The organism is Citrobacter sp. L55, assembly GCF_002850715.1.
Lineage (GTDB): Bacteria > Pseudomonadota > Gammaproteobacteria > Enterobacterales > Enterobacteriaceae > Citrobacter > Citrobacter braakii.
This window is the reverse complement of sequence record NZ_KZ559401.1, coordinates 277,099-295,180: the sequence shown is the minus strand read 5'-3', so window position 1 is coordinate 295,180 and position 18,082 is coordinate 277,099. Positions and strand designations below refer to the sequence as shown.

Here is an 18,082-nt window from a genome sequence, read left to right as displayed (position 1 = left end):
CGTGTTGTACAGCAATAAAAGGAATTTACGATAGGGGCGCAGCATAGCGCTGAAACGGGAAAGCCCCTACCGAAGCAGGGGCTCTAAAAAGGAAAGGGACGATGATGAGATACGTCATCATGCTGCTGATCCTGTTAATCATCGCTTGGCCAGCATATTAACAGAGAGTACGCAGGAGGGAGGTTCGCCTCCCTCACCCTTCACCGAGGAATTTAGGTCAAAAAAACGGCGCTGTCAATCGGCAAAAAACGGCTACCACTCCCAGATTTTGGACGGCGTCACCACCGCTGGCAGCGGGATATCCCACTCTTCAACCGGCAATTTTTCTACTAACTGGCAGTCATGCGCGAGCCCACGGGTTGGATCTTGTGCTGCTGCCAGTTTTGTAGCGTGCGGTCGTAAAATCCACCGCCCATGCCCAGGCGCTGCCCGTCCTCATCAAATGCCACTAACGGCGTAATCAGTACGTCCAGCTTTGACAGTGGCAATACGTCGCGTACATCAAGCCGTGGTTCCTGGATCTTTAAGCGATTGGTCACCAGGTCGCTGCGCGGATGATAGTGCAGGAACAGTAAATTACCGGGACTGAAGGGATGAAGAACCGGAAGGTAAACGCGCTTGCCCGCTCGCCACAGCTGATCTATCAGCGGCTGGGTATCGAGTTCACCATCGAACGAGAGAAATACCGCCACAGTATGCGCGAATACAACAGGGGGAAAACTGAGCATTCGGGTCGCGGCTTGCTGACCGTAGTGTCGTTGCTGTTCAGAGGTCAGCGCGCGACGACGCTGTCGAATCAGTTGACGAATTTCTTGCCGGGATAAAGGGAGTTCAGAAAGTAGTGTCATGGCTGTTGCCAGGTAGAAGGGAATCTCCGAGATGCCGCCGCAGGCTGTAACCCTTGAACCCTTGGTTCAAGGTGAATGCGTCGTCACAGTTTTAAGGCTTCTCGGACGGGCCGAGCATGCTCACCAACCATGGAGCGCCACATTCTTGTGGTATGAAATATCGGCTCAGGGGACTGGCCCGCTTGCAAACATCTCAGAGAAATTTTGTCTTCACGGTCACTCTACCACAGTAAACCGAAAAGTGTTATTCAAAGTTTTGGCCCGTTTTTTCGGTTATGCGACCCTGATCAAGCAACGCCTGTTCGATGGTCTGTTGTAGCATCCGAATACGTTGTTCCATGCTCGCCGCGTACTCACGCGTCTTCGCTTTTTCCTGAGTTAATTCATAGCTGATGTTCAACGCGGCGATGAAAACCAACTGCTCAGTATTTGTGACTCTAGTGCGAACTTTCAGATCTTGCAATCGCTGATTAAGATCGTCCGCAGCCTGATTCAACGCATCCCTTTGTTCAGGCGGGCAATTCACTCGCAGTGAACGGCCAAATATTTGGATATCGACGGGTTGTGCAGACATGCCACCTTCCTGCTGATTGACTGCGCTGCCTTCGTCTCCAGACCTTGGGTCCGCGAAGGGGCGACACTATAGCTACCCTGGTATCAAGATACAAGCCCTTTTCTGGTCCACCAGGGTCCAAAGTGGTAGCATACCATGAATATTCCTCCCTTTGATGACGAATGCTTATGTCTATACAGAACGAAATGCCTGGCTACAACGACGTTAGCCAGTTTTTGAACCAACAAGGGGCTGGATTAACCCCGGCCGAAATGCACGGCTTGATCAGCGGGATGATTTGCGGCGGCAACAACGACAGCTCATGGCAGCCGCTGCTGCACGACCTGACGAACGAAGGTTTGGCCTTCGGTCACGAGCTGGCTCAGGCACTGATGAAAATGCACTCTGCCACCAGCGATGCCCTCGAGGACGACGGTTTCCTTTTTCAGCTTTATCTACCTGAAGGCGACGACGTTAGCGTGTTTGATCGTGCCGATGCGCTGGCGGGGTGGGTAAACCACTTTTTGCTGGGCCTTGGCGTTACGCAGCCAAAGCTCGACAAAGTGACCGGTGAAACCGGTGAAGCGATTGACGACCTGCGCAATATCGCTCAGTTGGGATATGACGAAGACGAAGATCAGGAAGAGCTGGAAATGTCGCTCGAAGAGATTATCGAATACGTGCGCGTAGCCGCCTTGCTGTGTCATGACACGTTTACGCGTCAGCAGCCGACCGCGCCGGAAGTCCGTAAACCGACTCTGCACTAAGAACGAAACGCAAAGGAGAGTGTGATGAGCGAGATATCTCAGCAAGAATTCCAGCGTCGTCGCCAGGCTTTACTGGCACAAATGCAGCCCGGCAGCGCCGCGCTGATTTTTGCCGCGCCTGAAGCGACGCGCAGCGCGGACAGTGAATACCCGTACCGCCAAAGCAGTGATTTCTGGTACTTCACCGGTTTTAACGAACCGGAAGCCGTGCTGGTGCTGATTAAAAGTGATGACACTCATAACCACAGCGTTTTGTTTAATCGGGTTCGCGATCTGACGGCGGAGATCTGGTTTGGCCGCCGTCTGGGCCAGGATGCCGCACCGGCAAAACTCGGCGTTGACCGGGCGCTGGCCTTCAGTGAAATCAACCAACAGCTGCACCTGTTGCTCAATGGCCTGGACGCGGTGTATCACGCGCAGGGCGAATATGCCTGGGCAGACGAGATTGTGTGCACGGCGTTGGATAAACTGCGTAAAGGCTCCAGACAAAATCTGCACGCACCCGCCGCGATCATCGACTGGCGTCCAATGGTCCATGAAATGCGCTTGTTCAAATCAGCAGAAGAAATTGCGGTCATGCGCCGTGCTGGAGAGATCAGTGCGCTGGCGCATACCCGCGCGATGGAAAAATGCCGTCCGGGAATGTTTGAATACCAGTTGGAAGGGGAGATTCACCACGAGTTTACTCGCCATGGCGCGCGTTACCCATCCTATAACACGATTGTCGGCAGCGGCGAAAACGGCTGTATTCTCCATTACACCGAAAATGAAAGTGAAATGCGCGATGGCGATCTGGTGTTAATTGACGCCGGGTGTGAATACAAAGGTTATGCGGGCGACATTACGCGTACCTTCCCGGTAAACGGCAAATTTTCCCCTGCTCAGCGTGAAATCTACGACATCGTACTGGAGTCATTAGAGACCAGCCTGCGCCTGTATCGCCCGGGGACGTCCATCCAGGAAGTCACCGGCGAAGTGGTGCGCATCATGATTACGGGTCTGGTGAGGCTTGGCATTTTGCACGGCGAGATCGACCAACTGATTACCGAAAATGCGCATCGCCCATTCTTTATGCATGGTCTTAGCCATTGGCTGGGACTGGATGTGCACGACGTTGGCGTTTATGGTCAGGACCGCTCACGTATTCTCGAGCCAGGAATGGTGCTCACCGTCGAACCGGGGCTGTATATCGCACCGGACGCCGATGTGCCGCCTGCTTATCGTGGTATCGGCATTCGTATTGAAGATGACATCCTCATCACCGAGGACGGCAATGAGAACCTGACCGCCAGCGTGGTGAAGAAAGCGGATGACATTGAAGCCTTAATGGCTGCGGCGCGACTGCAATGAGCGTGATTATCGTTGGTGGTGGTATGGTCGGTGCGACGCTGGCGCTGGCCATTTCTCAGCTCAGCCACGGGACTCTGCCTGTTCACCTGATAGAAGCGAGCGAACCTGAAACTGACCGCCATCCAGGGTTTGACGCCCGGGCGATCGCGCTGGCGGCAGGGACCTGCCAACAGCTGGCGCGAATTGGCGTATGGCAGGCGATTGCCGATTGCGCAACGGCGATCAAAACGGTTCACGTCAGCGATCGCGGCCATGCCGGATTTGTGACGCTGGATGCGCAGGAATACCGTATTCCGGCGCTGGGCCAGGTGGTAGAACTGCACGATGTCGGGCTGCGTTTGTTTGCGCTGCTGCGTAAAGCGCCGGGCATCACGCTGCACTGCCCCGACCGTGTAGCCAGCGTGTCACGCACGCAGGAACGCGTTGAGGTTACGCTGGAAAATGGTGAGATGATTAATGGTCGCCTGTTGGTGGCCGCCGATGGCACGCGCTCCGCGCTGGCTACCGCCTGCGGCGTTGACTGGCAGCAACAACCCTATGAACAACTGGCGGTGATTGCCAACGTCACGACCTCCGTTGCGCATGACGGGCGAGCGTTCGAACGTTTCACGCAATATGGTCCTCTGGCAATGCTACCGATGTCTGATGGTCGCTGCTCGCTGGTGTGGTGCCATCCGCTGGAGAGGCGTGATGAGATTATGGCCTGGTCCGACGAACAATTTTGCCGCGAACTGCAAACTGCGTTTGGCTGGCGGTTGGGGCGTATTACCCAAGCCGGTAAACGCAACGCCTATCCACTTTCATTAACCTCGGCGCAAAAAGCCATTACCCATCGTACTGTGCTGGTGGGGAACGCAGCACAGACGCTGCATCCCATTGCCGGACAAGGTTTCAACCTTGGTCTGCGCGACGTGATGAGCCTGGCTGAGACGTTGACGCAGGCGCAAAACTGCGCGGAAGATATCGGTGATTATGCGGTGCTGGCACGCTATCAGCAGCGCCGCGAACGCGATCGCGAAACGACGATTGGTGTGACCAACAATTTGGTGTATTTGTTTGCCAATCGCTGGGCCCCACTGGTCGTTGGGCGTAATGTCGGGCTGATGGCGATGGAATTATTCACGCCTGCGCGCGATGCGCTGGCGGAGCGGACCCTCGGTTGGGTTGCGCGATAGATATAACCTGTAGGCCGAATTAAAAAAGCAGGCCTGATTAGCGCAGCGCCATCAGGCAATGTCGCGGAAGTAATGCCGGATGGCGGCTTTGCCTTATCCGGCCTACGGTTTTTGATTGTCCTATTTTCAGGAGCAAACAGTGCAAAGTGTTGATGTAGCAATTGTTGGTGGCGGCATGGTGGGACTGGCGGTTGCCTGCGGCTTGCAGGGCAGCGGGTTGCGCGTTGCAGTGTTAGAACAACATGTTCCGCAGCCTTTGGCGGCGGATGCACCTCCTCAGCTTCGCGTATCGGCCATTAATGCCGCCAGTGAAAAACTGCTTAGCCGACTGGGCGTCTGGTCCGACATTGTTGCCCGTCGCGCTTGTTGCTACCACGGCATGGAAGTCTGGGACAAAGACAGCTTTGGGCGTATTGCGTTTGATGACCAGAGCATGGGTTACAGCCATTTAGGCCACATCGTTGAAAACTCAGAGATCCATTACGCACTCTGGCAAAAAGCGCAGCGTTCAGCGGATATTACGCTGATGGCGCCCGCTGAGTTACAGCAGGTAGCCTGGGGTGAGAATGAGGCATTTCTGTCCCTGAAAGATGGCGCAATGCTGACAGCTCGCCTGGTGGTCGGCGCCGATGGCGCTAACTCCTGGCTGCGCAACAAAGCGGATATTCCGCTCACTTTCTGGGATTACCGTCATCATGCGCTGGTGGCGACTATCCGTACGCAGGAAGCTCACGGCGCGGTTGCGCGGCAGGCGTTTCACGGTGAGGGGATCCTGGCGTTCCTGCCGCTCAGTGACCCGCACCTGTGCTCTATCGTCTGGTCGCTTTCGCCGCAAGAAGCAGAACGCATGCAGCAGGCAAGCGTTGACGAGTTTAATCAGGCGCTGAATATCGCTTTTGATAATCGCCTGGGGCTGTGCAGCCTTGAAAGCGAGCGTCAGGCGTTTCCGCTGACGGGACGCTATGCCCGTCAGTTCGCTGCTCATCGTCTGGCGCTGGTGGGGGATGCGGCGCATACCATCCACCCGCTGGCGGGTCAGGGGGTTAACCTTGGATTTATGGATGCGGCGGAGCTGATCGATGAGCTGAAGCGGCTCCAGCGTCAGGGCAAAGATATTGGTCAGTATCTCTATTTGCGTCGCTACGAGCGCAGCCGTAAGCACAGCGCAGCGATGATGCTGGCCGGTATGCAGGGCTTTCGTGAACTGTTTGCAGGCGAGAATCCGGCGAAAAAACTGCTGCGTGATATTGGTCTGAAACTGGCCGATACCCTGCCAGGCGTAAAACCACAGCTCATCCGCCAGGCGATGGGACTGAACGATCTTCCTGAGTGGTTACGCTAGCGTCCGTAAGGACAATCTTAAGAGTTTGAGACCCGTCACACTTTCCACTCCCGGCCTGCGCGTCGGGGTGCTTCTCTCATTTGAAATAATCTAATTCCACGCCTTTTTTCGCATTAGTTTTTTTAATATTACGTTTTTTTCATAACGCCATTTTTGACAATTTTTCCACATTTAATGTTGGTTGGTGCTGTTAATTCCAGCTTGTATTTATTTTTTATTCTGATTATTTGCCGTATGGATGGACTTTTGTTCTGTCGGTGATTTTGCTGTTTTTGGCCATAAGCTAATGTGATGGTTAATTTTGCCTTATGGTTTAGCGTCTGTTTCGGTGGTAAGTTCAGGACAAAGAGAACGTTTGCGTCGTGGCCCCTGGAGCGGCTGCGGTGCTGGGTTTCGTGGCGAAAATTTCACCGCGAAAGAGTTGGTAGCCCCGCTTATTCAACGAGGAAAAGATGGCTCAACAGACTCCTTTGTACGAACAACACACGCTATGTGGCGCGCGCATGGTAGATTTCCATGGCTGGATGATGCCACTGCATTACGGTTCTCAGCTTGATGAACACCATGCTGTTCGCACCGATGCCGGAATGTTTGATGTGTCACATATGACCATCGTCGACCTGCGCGGTAGCCGCACCCGGGAGTTCTTGCGTTATCTGCTGGCAAACGACGTCGCGAAGCTAACGAAGACGGGTAAAGCCCTCTACTCCGGTATGCTCAACGCTTCGGGCGGCGTGATAGATGACCTGATTGTCTACTACTTCACTGAAGATTTCTTCCGCCTCGTTGTAAACTCCTCCACCCGCGAAAAAGACCTCTCCTGGATTACCCAACACGCTGAACCTTACGCCATCGACATCACCGTTCGAGACGATCTGTCGCTGATTGCGGTGCAGGGTCCAAACGCGCAGGAAAAAGCAGCCACATTGTTTACTGACGAGCAGCGTCAGGCGGTAGAAGGCATGAAGCCGTTCTTCGGCGTTCAGGCGGGTGATTTGTTTATCGCAACCACCGGTTATACCGGCGAAGCAGGCTATGAAATTGCTATGCCGAGTGAAAAGGCGGCAGACTTCTGGCGTGCGCTGGTACAAGCAGGTGTCAAACCTTGCGGTCTTGGCGCGCGCGACACGCTGCGTCTGGAAGCCGGCATGAACCTGTACGGTCAGGAGATGGACGAAGCCATTTCTCCGCTGGCGGCCAACATGGGCTGGACCATCGCGTGGGAACCGACTGACCGCGACTTTATCGGTCGGGAAGCGCTGGAAATGCAGCGTGAAAAAGGCCACGAACAGTTGGTTGGACTGGTGATGACCGAGAAAGGCGTACTGCGTAATGAACTGCCGGTGCGTTTCACTGATGCTTCCGGCAATCAGCAGGAAGGCATTATCACCAGCGGGACATTCTCCCCAACCCTGGGTTACAGCATCGCGCTGGCGCGTGTCCCTGCGGGTATTGGTGAGAATGCGATCGTACAGATCCGTAACCGCGAAATGCCGGTAAAAGTGACTAAACCTGTTTTTGTGCGTAACGGCAAAGCCGTCGCGTAATTCATCCTTTTTTGGAGATTGATTGATGAGCAACGTACCTGCAGAACTGAAATACAGCAAAGAACACGAATGGCTGCGCAAAGAAGCTGACGGCTCTTACACCGTTGGGATCACCGAACATGCTCAGGAGCTGTTAGGTGACATGGTTTTCGTTGACCTGCCCGAAGTTGGCGCAACCGTCAGCGCGGGCGATGACTGCGCCGTTGCGGAATCCGTAAAAGCGGCATCCGATATTTATGCGCCAGTAGGCGGTGAGATTGTTGCGGTTAACGACGCGCTCAGCGACTCCCCGGAACTGGTCAACAGCGAGCCGTATGCAGGGGGCTGGATCTTCAAAATCAAAGCCAGCGATGAAAGCGAAATTGAATCGCTGCTGGATGCGACTGCATATGAAGCTTTGTTAGAAGACGAATAAATACGCTTCATTCTTCACGTTGCAGGTGTGTTGGCTTTCTTGCACACCTCAGTTACTTACTGATGTAAGCTCCTGGGGATGTGCTGCGTCGCCGCCTTCCTGCAACGCGAATTTTTTGCGTATTCAGGTAAGTAGAGACACCTACGATTCACTGCACGTTTCAGGAACCATCGCCCATGACACAGACGTTAAGCCAGCTTGAAAATAGCGGCGCTTTCATTGAACGCCACATCGGACCGGACGCCGCGCAGCAGCAAGATATGCTGAATGCGGTTGGCGCCGAGTCGTTAAACGCGCTGATCGGCCAGATTGTGCCGAAAGACATTCAGCTCGCAACCCCGCCACAGGTGGGCGAGGCGGCGACCGAATACGCTGCGCTGGCTGAATTAAAAGCCATCGCCGGGCGTAACAAGCGCTTCACGTCCTACATTGGCATGGGCTACACCGCCGTGCAGCTGCCACCGGTTATCCTGCGTAACATGCTGGAAAACCCGGGTTGGTACACCGCCTACACCCCGTATCAACCGGAAGTCTCCCAGGGCCGTCTGGAAGCATTGCTGAACTTCCAGCAGGTGACGCTGGACCTGACCGGCCTTGACATGGCTTCCGCTTCTCTGCTGGATGAAGCTACTGCTGCAGCTGAAGCCATGGCGATGGCCAAACGCGTCAGCAAACTGAAAAACGCCAACCGTTTCTTTGTGGCGGCTGATGTTCATCCGCAAACGCTGGACGTAGTGCGTACTCGTGCGCAAACTTTTGGTTTTGACGTCATTGTTGATGACGCGGCAAAAGCATTGGATCATCAGGATGTGTTCGGCGTGCTGTTGCAGCAGGTTGGCACCACCGGTGAAGTGCACGACTACAGCGCCCTGATGACTGAGCTGAAATCCCGTAAAATAGTGGTCAGCGTCGCTGCCGACTTTATGGCGCTGGTACTGCTGACTGCACCGGGCAAACAAGGCGCGGATATCGTTTTCGGCTCTGCGCAACGCTTCGGCGTACCGATGGGCTACGGCGGCCCGCACGCGGCATTCTTTGCCGCTAAAGACGAATTCAAACGCTCCATGCCAGGCCGTATTATCGGCGTCTCCAAAGATGCAGCGGGTAATACCGCCCTGCGCATGGCGATGCAGACTCGCGAACAGCATATCCGCCGCGAGAAAGCGAACTCCAACATTTGTACCTCGCAGGTTCTGCTGGCCAACATCGCCAGCCTGTATGCCGTTTATCATGGCCCGGTTGGCCTGAAACGTATCGCTAATCGCATCCATCGTCTGACCGATATTCTGGCAGCCGGTCTGCAACAGAAAGGATTGAAGCTGCGTCATGCGCACTACTTTGACACTTTGTGTGTTGAAGTGGCCGATAAGGCTGCGGTACTGGCGCGTGCTGAAGCGGCAGAAATCAACCTGCGTAGCGATATCCATAACGCGGTAGGTATTACGCTCGATGAAACCACCACCCGTGAAAACGTGGTGCAGTTGTTCAATGTTCTGCTGGGAGACAGCCACGGTCTGAACATCGATACGCTGGACAAAGACGTGGCGCTCGACAGCCGTTCCATTCAGGACAGCATGCTGCGTGACGATGCGATCCTCAGCCATCCAGTGTTTAATCGCTATCACAGCGAAACCGAGATGATGCGTTACATGCACTCGCTGGAGCGCAAAGATCTGGCCCTGAACCAGGCAATGATCCCGCTGGGGTCTTGCACCATGAAGCTGAACGCTGCCGCCGAGATGATCCCTATCACTTGGCCGGAATTCGCTGAACTGCATCCGTTCTGCCCGCCAGAGCAGGCAGAAGGTTATCACCAGATGATCGGCCAGCTTTCCGAATGGCTGGTAAAACTGACCGGTTATGACGCAGTCTGCATGCAGCCGAACTCCGGCGCGCAGGGCGAGTATGCGGGTCTGCTGGCGATTCGCCATTATCACGAAAGCCGTAACGAAGGCCATCGCGATATCTGTCTGATCCCGGCCTCTGCCCACGGTACCAACCCGGCCTCCGCACAGATGGCGGGTATGCAGGTAGTGGTTGTCGCCTGTGATAAAAACGGCAACATCGATCTTGGCGATCTGCGTGAAAAAGCGGCGCAGGCGGGTGAAAACCTCTCCTGTATCATGGTGACCTATCCCTCTACTCATGGCGTGTATGAAGAAACGATCCGTGAAGTGTGCGACGTTGTGCACCAGTTTGGCGGCCAGGTTTATCTTGATGGCGCGAACATGAATGCTCAGGTTGGGATCACCACACCGGGCTTTATCGGTGCCGATGTCTCTCACCTTAACCTGCATAAAACATTCTGCATTCCGCACGGCGGCGGTGGCCCAGGTATGGGACCAATCGGTGTTAAATCGCATCTGGCGCCGTTCGTACCGGGTCATAGCGTAGTACAGATTGAAGGGATGCTCACCCGTCAGGGCGCGGTTTCTGCGGCACCGTTCGGTAGCGCATCCATTCTGCCGATCAGCTGGATGTACATCCGTATGATGGGCGCAGAAGGTCTGAAGCAGGCAAGCCAGGTGGCGATCCTGAACGCTAACTACATTGCCAGCCGTCTGAAAGATGCCTATCCGGTGCTGTATACCGGTCGCGATGGTCGCGTGGCACATGAATGTATTCTCGACATTCGCCCACTGAAAGAAGAGACCGGCATCAGCGAACTGGATATTGCCAAGCGTCTGATCGATTACGGTTTCCATGCGCCGACCATGTCGTTCCCGGTAGCGGGTACGCTGATGGTGGAACCGACTGAATCGGAAAGCAAAGTGGAACTGGATCGCTTTATCAATGCGATGCTGGCAATCCGCGCAGAGATCGATCGCGTGAAAGCCGGTGAATGGTCGCTTACAGATAACCCGCTGGTTAACTCCCCGCACACGCAAAATGAGCTGGTCGCGGAGTGGAATCACGGTTACAGCCGCGAAATCGCCGTCTTCCCGGCGGGCGTAGCGAACAAATACTGGCCGACCGTGAAACGCCTTGATGACGTTTACGGTGACCGTAACCTGTTCTGCTCCTGCGTGCCGCTGAGCGATTATCAGTAATCGACTGATTCAGCTATCTTTTAAAGGCGCTTCGGCGCCTTTATTTTTGGGGAGAATAGTGATGGCTATAGCACTGGTTACGGGGGGCAGTCGCGGCATTGGTCGAGCAACCGCGCTGCAGTTAGCGCTAGAGGGTTACACGGTCGCCGTTAACTTTCATCACAATATTCGTGCGGCAACGGAGGTGGTGAACAATATAGCCGCTGCGGGAGGAAAGGCGTTTGCTCTGCGGGCAGATATCAGCGATGAAAGCCAGGTCGGGGCGATGTTTGAGTCCATTGACCGCGAGGGCGAGCCGCTGACTGCTCTGGTGAACAATGCCGGGATTTTGTTTGAACAGAGCACGGTGGAAAGTCTAACCGCTGAGCGTATTAATCGCGTCCTGGCGACTAATGTTACCGGCTATTTTCTGTGTTGTCGGGAAGCGGTAAAGCGCATGTCGTTTAAGCACGGCGGTCAGGGCGGGGCGATTGTGAATGTCTCTTCGGCGGCGTCACGGCTTGGTGCCCCGTTCGAATATGTTGATTATGCAGCCTCAAAAGGTGCGGTGGACACGCTCACCACCGGCCTCGCGCTGGAGGTTGCGGCGCAGGGGATACGCGTGAACTGCGTGCGACCCGGTCTTATCTACACGGAAATGCATGCGTCAGGCGGTGAGCCGGGAAGGGTCGATCGCGTGAAATCCATGTTGCCTATGCAGCGCGGCGGACAACCGGAAGAGGTCGCGCAGGCGATTACCTGGCTGCTGAGTGAGAAGGCGTCTTACGTCACGGGCAGTTTTTTGGAGCTGGCCGGCGGGAAGTAATGCGTTGCTTGCCGGATGGCGGCGTAAATGTCTGCTCTGGTCTACAGGTTCAGTTCCCGTAAACCCGATAAGCGCAGCGCCATCCGGCAAAAAATTACAGATTCTCGCCGTTGCTGGCAATCACCGCTTTATACCACTCAAAACTTTTCTTACGCGAACGCGACATATCGCCGGTGCCGTCGTCGTGTTTGTTCACGTAGATAAAACCGTAGCGTTTGCTGTACTGGCCGGTGGTGAACGAGACGCAGTCGATGCAGCCCCACGGCGTGTAGCCCATCAGATCTACGCCGTCATACGTTACCGCTTTCATCATCTCTTCGACGTGGGCGCGTAGATAGTCGATGCGGTAGTCATCGTGGATGCTGCCGTCTTCTTCAACTTTGTCGTAAGCGCCAAATCCGTTTTCAACGATAAACAACGGCTTCTGATAACGTTCGTACAGTTCGCATAAGGCGTAACGCAGGCCGACCGGATCAATCTGCCAGCCCCAGTCGGATGCTTTGACGTGCGGGTTCGGCACGCTGCCCTCAAAACCGGAAATAGCATCGCCGCTACCGCCTTCCGCTTTTACCGCGTTGGTCATGTAGTAACTAAATCCGAGATAGTCGCAGGTGCCTTCACGCAGGATTTGTTCATCGCCAGCTTCCATTCGAATATTGAATTCGCGGCGCTCCCACTCGTTCAGTACATAAGATGGATAGTAGCCGCGCAGTTGAACGTCGGTGAATACATAGCGTTCACGCATCGATTCCTGCGCGAACATTACATCTTCAGGCTTACAGGTGTACGGGTATAGCGGGACCATTGCCAGCATGCAGCCGACTTTCATTTCAGGGTTGATGCGACGTGCGGCTTTCACCGCCAGAGCGCTGGCCACGAACTGGTGGTGCAGCACCTGGTACATAGTCTCTTCCGGGTTTTCATGCTCGGTATACACCACGCCGGAGCAGCAATAGCCAAACAGCGGTGCACGCCAGTTACGCTGGTTGTTGATCTCGTTGAAGGTCATCCAGTATTTGACCTTGTGCTTGTAGCGCTCAAAGACCACTTCAGCAAAACGGACAAAGAAATCAACGACTTTACGATTGGTCCAGCTACCGTACTGTTGAACCAGGTGTAGCGGCATTTCGAAGTGGGAAAGGGTGATGACCGGTTCGATATTGTACTTCAGCAGTTCATCAAACATGTCGTCGTAGAATTTTAGCCCTTCTTCGTTTGGCTGGGTTTCGTCCCCTTTGGGGAAGATACGGGTCCAGGCAATTGACGTACGGAAGCATTTGAAGCCCATCTCGGCAAACAGCTTAATGTCTTCTTTGTAATGACCGTAAAAATCGACGGCTTCGTGGTTGGGGTAGTACTTACCTGGCACGACGTCCTGAGTGATTTCTCGCGGAACGCCGTGTGCCCCCCCGGTCAGTACGTCGCAAATGCTGGGCCCTTTGCCACCTTTATTCCAGCCGCCTTCAACCTGATGCGCCGCAACCGCGCCGCCCCATAAAAAATCGTTTGGTAAGGTAAGTTTTTTCATCTGCGCTCAGTCTCAAATTAATACAATCTGATTTTGAGTCTAACAAAGGAAAGATAAATGTCACGATATAACAAAATAGCATTAATGTGATTTGTTACATCAAAAAAACATATTGTTTTTTTTACGCTATTCTTTTCGCCAGCTTGCGACCGAGTGATTCCAGAATATAAATAACGGGGATCTGCGTGGTTATATCGTATACCCCGGCAATGCGTGTCTGTGGAACGTGCCAGGAGAGATTAAAGTCGGCAAGTTTCGCGAGGCGCGAATGTTCATGGCTGGTGACCGACAGAACCTTACAGTTATGCAGACTGAACTGGCTGGCAAAGCGTAGGATCTCTTCGGTTTCTCCAGAAACGGAAAGTACGATCGCCAGCGCGTTTCTGGCCATATCATTAGTTACCGGGAAATAAGGGTCATCGATGTGGTTACTGAATTTTCCGACGTTTGAGAAAAAACGAGCGCCATATTTTGCCAGAGCTCCGGATGTTCCCGCCCCGACGAATATAATACGCTCGGAAGATAATATAATATCAACAGCCTGATCGAGTAATTTGTCGAACTCGTCGTTATTGACGCCTTTAAAGAAGCTGATAATTTCGCTGGCACCGAAATTAGCCTGTTGCGGTTCATTCTGCTCTAAATATAATTTGAAGCGTACGCGAAATTCTGAGTAACCTTCACACTTAAGCTTGCGGCAAAAGCGCAGTACGGTGGTGGTGGAAACGCCCACGGCATCCGCCAGTTCGCGAATGGTCATGTACATGACTTTGTCACGGTTTTTGATGACATAGTTGTAGACCAGCATCTCAAGATTGTTGAGACTGGCGATGGCAGCGTGGGAGAACATACTCACAATGGCAAAACTCACTCATCAGACTTCATCTACAGGGAATAATAACATGCAGCCAAATGACATCACTTTTTTTCAGCGTTTCCAGGATGACATTCTGGCCGGACGCAAAACCATTACGATTCGTGACGAGTCCGAATCACACTTCAAAGCCGGTGACATTCTACGGGTTGGGCGCTTCGAAGATGAGGGGTACTTCTGCACGATTGAGGTTGTGGGCACCTCAACCGTCACGCTGGATACGCTGACAGAGAAACATGCTCACCAGGAAAACATGACACTAGAAGAACTTAAACACGTGATTGCCGAGATTTACCCGGATCAAACACAATTTTATGTGATTGATTTTAAATGCCTTTGATTCTAAAGGTACGCATGTTAGCTGAATATTAAAATATAACATCATGATTTTTATGGATTGTTATTTAGTTGGCAAATATTTTAGCTAACATGTGTTCACTGGAACCATTCTCAGTTACGCTAGAGGAGCAATCACGATAGTGTTCGTTTCTCGGGAGTAAAATATGGTTCAGAAGCCATTAATTGCGCAGGGATATTCGCTGGCAGAGGAAATAGCCAATAGCATCAGTCACGGTATCGGGCTGGTGTTTGGGATTGTCGGACTGGTATTGTTGCTGGTTCAGGCAGTGGATACCAACGCCAGCGCCATGGCGATAACCAGCTATAGCCTGTATGGCGGCAGCATGATCCTGCTGTTCCTCGCCTCAACTTTATATCACGCGATCCCCCATCAAAGAGCGAAAGTCTGGCTGAAAAAGTTCGACCACTGCGCGATTTATCTGCTGATTGCCGGGACCTACACGCCATTTCTGCTGGTGGGGCTGGATTCGCCGCTGGCACGTGGACTGATGATTGTTATCTGGAGCCTGGCGCTGCTCGGTATTTTATTCAAACTGACCATTGCGCACCGGTTTAAGGTCCTGTCGCTGGTAACCTACCTGGCGATGGGCTGGCTATCGCTGATTGTGGTGTATCAACTGGCGGTTAAGCTGGCGGTGGGTGGTGTGACGTTGCTGGCAGTTGGTGGTGTGGTGTATTCGCTGGGCGTTATTTTCTACGTCTGTAAGCGCATTCCATACAACCATGCGATCTGGCACGGCTTTGTGCTGGGTGGCAGCGTTTGCCATTTCCTGGCGATCTACCTGTACGTGGGGCAGGCGTAATTATCATTACTCAGCAGTGCTGAGCTTACCGGGTCTTTAAAACGCGCGACCCGGTAAGATAAAGTCACCACCCGGCGATTTACTCTTCCAGCGAATACGGCAGCGGTACGATATGCAGCGTTTTCGCGTCGTCACGAACGCGGAACACGCTGTCGGCTTCCATGTCGTTATTCATCACAACCTGCACCAGTACCTGTCCATCCGCCAGTTGCACCGCGGCGAGTACGGTGCCGGTACGACGCCAGTTCTCGCCCATTTTCAGCTCCAGGTCTTCACCTGCTTCCGGTACCCGACTGGCCGCACCTGCCAGCGTCCACATGGCACGTTTGTTGGCTCCGCGGAATTTTGCGCGAGCAACCATTTCCTGACCGGTATAACAGCCTTTTTTAAAGCTGATCCCGCCCAGAGCCTGCAGATTGGTGGCTTGCGGAATAAACTGCGCGCTGTTGGCAGTATCAATCACCGGAATACCTGCTTCGATATCCAGCGCCAGCCACTGTTGGCTGTTATTTAACTCCGCTTCACCGCGCAGCTTCTCTACCAGGGTTTCCGCCGTTGCAACATCAACGATCAGCAGGAAACGCTCAGCGGGATGTTCGAACCACAATATGGTGGAAGAACCTTCAGTAATGACCTGCTTATCGCTGTTTGGTAATTCGCTAAAGAGATTGGCCAGCGCAGCACGCGCCTGGAATCCCGCGACGCCCAGCAGTACGCGCTCGTCGTCCGGGGCAATCGCCACCTTCGAGAAGACCGCATATTTTTTCAGTTCGGTGAGCTGCGCATCGCGCAGATTACGGCGCTCAAGCCATGCAAAACCGTCACCCTGGCGGAACAGACGCAGGTTGCTCCACATTTTACCTTTGGCGTCACAATGTGCTGCCAACACGTGCTGATGCTCGGTCATCTGGCTGACATCCGCTGTGACCTGACCCTGAATATACTTCTCACTGTCGACACCGGTGATGGTGGCGAGCGCCCATTCATCGAGCGTCATTAGCGTCAGAGGCAAGCGCGTTGACGCGAAAGGCTGGCGAGGAGGAAAAGCTATAAAAGCCATAATTAATGTCCTGATTTGCTTAACGCAGTGATAATGACTAATGGTAAAAGAGCTATGGCCCATTGCAAGCGGTTTAAACGGGCTATTTGTGCCATATATTAAGCTTTGCGAGGAGACATCCAAAAATGCTGAATCCTTTGACTTAATGTGGTTTTATTTAGCGAGCACGCTTCCGTTTACTGATATTCCCGTAAATATGAGGGAAAAACACGTTACAATAGCGGGATACTTCGTTTTCGCGAGACAGGAAGAAGAACATGGATATTAACAACAAAGCACGTATTCATTGGGCATGCCGTCGCGGTATGCGTGAGCTGGACATCTCGATCATGCCGTTTTTCGAACATGAATATGACAGCTTAAGTGACGAAGAAAAACGTATCTTTATCCGTCTGCTAGAATGTGATGATCCAGACTTATTTAACTGGTTGATGAATCATGGGAAACCGGCTGATGCTCAGCTAGAGCAGATGGTGCGACTTATCCAGACACGGAATCGGGAACGTGGTCCAGTGGCAATCTGATTTACGCGTTTCATGGCGCGCGCAATGGCTTTCGCTGCTCATTCATGGGCTGGTCGCGGTATTTATTTTATTGATGCCCTGGCCATTGAGCTACACCCCATTATGGCTGGTTCTGCTCTCTCTGGTGGTGTTCGATAGCGTCCGTAGCCAGCGCCGAATCAATGCCTGTCAGGGCGAGATTCGGCTGTTGATGGACGGTCGTCTGCGCTGGCAAGGGCAAGAGTGGACTATTGCTAGCGCACCCTGGATGGTCAAAACAGGCATGATGCTGCGTTTACGTTCCGATGCCGGAAAACGTCAGCATTTGTGGCTGGCGGCAGACAGTATGGATGACGCGGAGTGGCGGGATTTGCGGCGGTTAATACTGCAACAGGCGAAGCAGGGATAATGCTGATGAATGCCTGATGGCGTGCAGCGTTAAGGTCTACGGTTCGGTGCGGCATGTAGGCCGGATATAGCGTTTACGCCTACATCCGGCAAAATGGTTATCAGGACCAGTGTTCGGCCATTTCACCAAGGATTTGCTCGCACCAGGCCTGAATGCGTTCATCGCTGAGATCGTACTGGTTTGTTTCATCCAGCGCCAGGCCAACAAACAGCTGTCCATCGGCAATGACGGGCTTATCGCTGGTAAATTCATACCCTTCGGTTGGCCAGTAACCAACAAATTTTACGCCTTTGGTGACCAGTTTATCGTGTAGCATACCCAGCGCATCCAGGAACCATTCACCGTATCCCAACTGATCGCCCATACCGTAAAGCGCAACAATTTTGCCTTCCAGGTTGAGGTCGTCCAGTTGCTCCCAGACCGCTTCCCAGTCCTCTTGGATTTCACCGAAATCCCAGGTTGGGATGCCTAAAATGAGCACGTCATACTGCTCCATTAAGGTCGGGGAATCATCTTTGAGGTTGTGCAGTGTCACCAGTTCGGGACCCAGGATATCGCGGATTTTTTCTGCTGCCATTTCGGTATAGCAGGTGCTGGAACCGTAAAAAAGACCCATGTTCATGACGTAAACATCTCAATTCTGCTGTAGCGTTGCGGGTAGTGTAACAGAATCGCCGCATTCTCGGCACAATG

General features: G+C 53.4%; 17 protein-coding genes, 1 other RNA gene and 1 pseudogene. 12 read left to right on the top strand and 7 right to left on the bottom strand.

Annotation, left to right across the window (positions count from 1 at the left end; translation table 11 throughout):
- Positions 1-252: 252 nt before the first annotated feature.
- The 3 genes and pseudogenes from B9P82_RS08810 to zapA form a co-directional block, all read right to left on the bottom strand.
- Positions 253-848, bottom strand: a pseudogene (locus tag B9P82_RS08810) (5-formyltetrahydrofolate cyclo-ligase).
- A 19-nt stretch (positions 849-867) separates the two neighbouring features.
- Positions 868-1,051, bottom strand: a non-coding RNA gene (gene ssrS, locus B9P82_RS08805) — 6S RNA.
- Positions 1,052-1,092: 41 nt separating this feature from the next.
- A complete protein-coding gene (zapA, locus tag B9P82_RS08800; protein WP_003026980.1) occupies positions 1,093-1,422 on the bottom strand; it encodes a cell division protein ZapA in 330 nt (109 codons plus the stop codon).
- A 167-nt stretch (positions 1,423-1,589) separates the two neighbouring features.
- On the opposite strand from zapA, the gene B9P82_RS08790 reads away from it, so the two are divergent.
- The 8 genes from B9P82_RS08790 to B9P82_RS08755 all read left to right on the top strand — a co-directional run bounded on the left by B9P82_RS08790 (position 1,590) and on the right by B9P82_RS08755 (position 11,852).
- Entirely contained in the window at positions 1,590-2,168 is a 579-nt protein-coding gene (locus B9P82_RS08790; RefSeq protein WP_016157420.1) for a YecA/YgfB family protein, read from the top strand.
- 24 nt (positions 2,169-2,192) lie between these two features.
- Positions 2,193-3,518, top strand: coding sequence for a Xaa-Pro aminopeptidase (gene pepP, locus B9P82_RS08785; RefSeq protein ID WP_047357826.1), 1,326 nt, complete (start codon positions 2,193-2,195; stop codon positions 3,516-3,518).
- The gene (gene ubiH / locus B9P82_RS08780) at positions 3,515-4,693 is read left to right on the top strand and encodes a 2-octaprenyl-6-methoxyphenyl hydroxylase (RefSeq protein WP_016154358.1); all 1,179 of its coding nucleotides are present in this window, start codon (positions 3,515-3,517) and stop codon (positions 4,691-4,693) included. The genes pepP and ubiH overlap by 4 nt, the downstream gene beginning before the upstream one ends.
- 139 nt (positions 4,694-4,832) lie before the next feature.
- A complete protein-coding gene (ubiI, locus tag B9P82_RS08775) occupies positions 4,833-6,035 on the top strand; it encodes an FAD-dependent 2-octaprenylphenol hydroxylase (RefSeq protein ID WP_016154357.1) in 1,203 nt (400 codons plus the stop codon).
- A 452-nt stretch (positions 6,036-6,487) separates the two neighbouring features.
- Complete coding sequence (gcvT, locus tag B9P82_RS08770; RefSeq protein WP_101700206.1) at positions 6,488-7,582, top strand: glycine cleavage system aminomethyltransferase GcvT; 1,095 nt, start codon at positions 6,488-6,490, stop codon at positions 7,580-7,582.
- 25 nt (positions 7,583-7,607) lie between these two features.
- A complete protein-coding gene (gene gcvH / locus B9P82_RS08765; protein WP_003026965.1) occupies positions 7,608-7,997 on the top strand; it encodes a glycine cleavage system protein GcvH in 390 nt (129 codons plus the stop codon).
- A gap of 176 nt (positions 7,998-8,173) precedes the next feature.
- Complete coding sequence (gcvP, locus tag B9P82_RS08760; protein ID WP_101700205.1) at positions 8,174-11,047, top strand: aminomethyl-transferring glycine dehydrogenase; 2,874 nt, start codon at positions 8,174-8,176, stop codon at positions 11,045-11,047.
- Positions 11,048-11,108: 61 nt separating this feature from the next.
- Positions 11,109-11,852, top strand: coding sequence for an SDR family oxidoreductase (locus tag B9P82_RS08755; RefSeq protein WP_016154354.1), 744 nt, complete (start codon positions 11,109-11,111; stop codon positions 11,850-11,852).
- Positions 11,853-11,946: 94 nt separating this feature from the next.
- Here B9P82_RS08755 and bglA read toward each other — a convergent pair whose 3' ends face one another.
- Positions 11,947-13,380: a 6-phospho-beta-glucosidase BglA gene (bglA, locus tag B9P82_RS08750; protein WP_095716013.1), complete on the bottom strand. Its 1,434-nt coding sequence runs from the start codon at positions 13,378-13,380 to the stop codon at positions 11,947-11,949.
- A 121-nt stretch (positions 13,381-13,501) separates the two neighbouring features.
- Positions 13,502-14,230, bottom strand: coding sequence for a MurR/RpiR family transcriptional regulator (locus B9P82_RS08745; RefSeq protein WP_003838265.1), 729 nt, complete (start codon positions 14,228-14,230; stop codon positions 13,502-13,504).
- 52 nt (positions 14,231-14,282) lie between these two features.
- On the opposite strand from B9P82_RS08745, the gene yqfB reads away from it, so the two are divergent.
- Together yqfB and B9P82_RS08735 are read left to right on the top strand one after the other, a co-directional pair.
- Entirely contained in the window at positions 14,283-14,594 is a 312-nt protein-coding gene (yqfB, locus tag B9P82_RS08740; RefSeq protein ID WP_101700204.1) for a N(4)-acetylcytidine aminohydrolase, read from the top strand.
- Positions 14,595-14,757: 163 nt separating this feature from the next.
- Positions 14,758-15,417 carry a PAQR family membrane homeostasis protein TrhA gene (locus B9P82_RS08735; RefSeq protein WP_016154351.1) on the top strand — a complete coding sequence of 220 codons (660 nt, stop codon included), beginning with the start codon at positions 14,758-14,760 and terminating at the stop codon, positions 15,415-15,417.
- A 79-nt stretch (positions 15,418-15,496) separates the two neighbouring features.
- Here the strand turns inward: B9P82_RS08735 and ygfZ are convergent, their stop codons facing one another.
- Positions 15,497-16,477: a tRNA-modifying protein YgfZ gene (gene ygfZ / locus B9P82_RS08730; RefSeq protein WP_101700203.1), complete on the bottom strand. Its 981-nt coding sequence runs from the start codon at positions 16,475-16,477 to the stop codon at positions 15,497-15,499.
- Between the two features lie 257 nt (positions 16,478-16,734).
- On the opposite strand from ygfZ, the gene sdhE reads away from it, so the two are divergent.
- Together sdhE and B9P82_RS08715 are read left to right on the top strand one after the other, a co-directional pair.
- Complete coding sequence (sdhE, locus tag B9P82_RS08720) at positions 16,735-17,001, top strand: FAD assembly factor SdhE (RefSeq protein WP_016154349.1); 267 nt, start codon at positions 16,735-16,737, stop codon at positions 16,999-17,001.
- Entirely contained in the window at positions 16,982-17,389 is a 408-nt protein-coding gene (locus B9P82_RS08715; RefSeq protein ID WP_016154348.1) for a protein YgfX, read from the top strand. The genes sdhE and B9P82_RS08715 overlap by 20 nt, the downstream gene beginning before the upstream one ends.
- Before the next feature lie 100 nt (positions 17,390-17,489).
- On the opposite strand, the gene fldB is transcribed toward B9P82_RS08715, so the two are convergent.
- A complete protein-coding gene (fldB, locus tag B9P82_RS08710) occupies positions 17,490-18,011 on the bottom strand; it encodes a flavodoxin FldB (RefSeq protein WP_016154347.1) in 522 nt (173 codons plus the stop codon).
- Positions 18,012-18,082 lie beyond the last annotated feature (71 nt).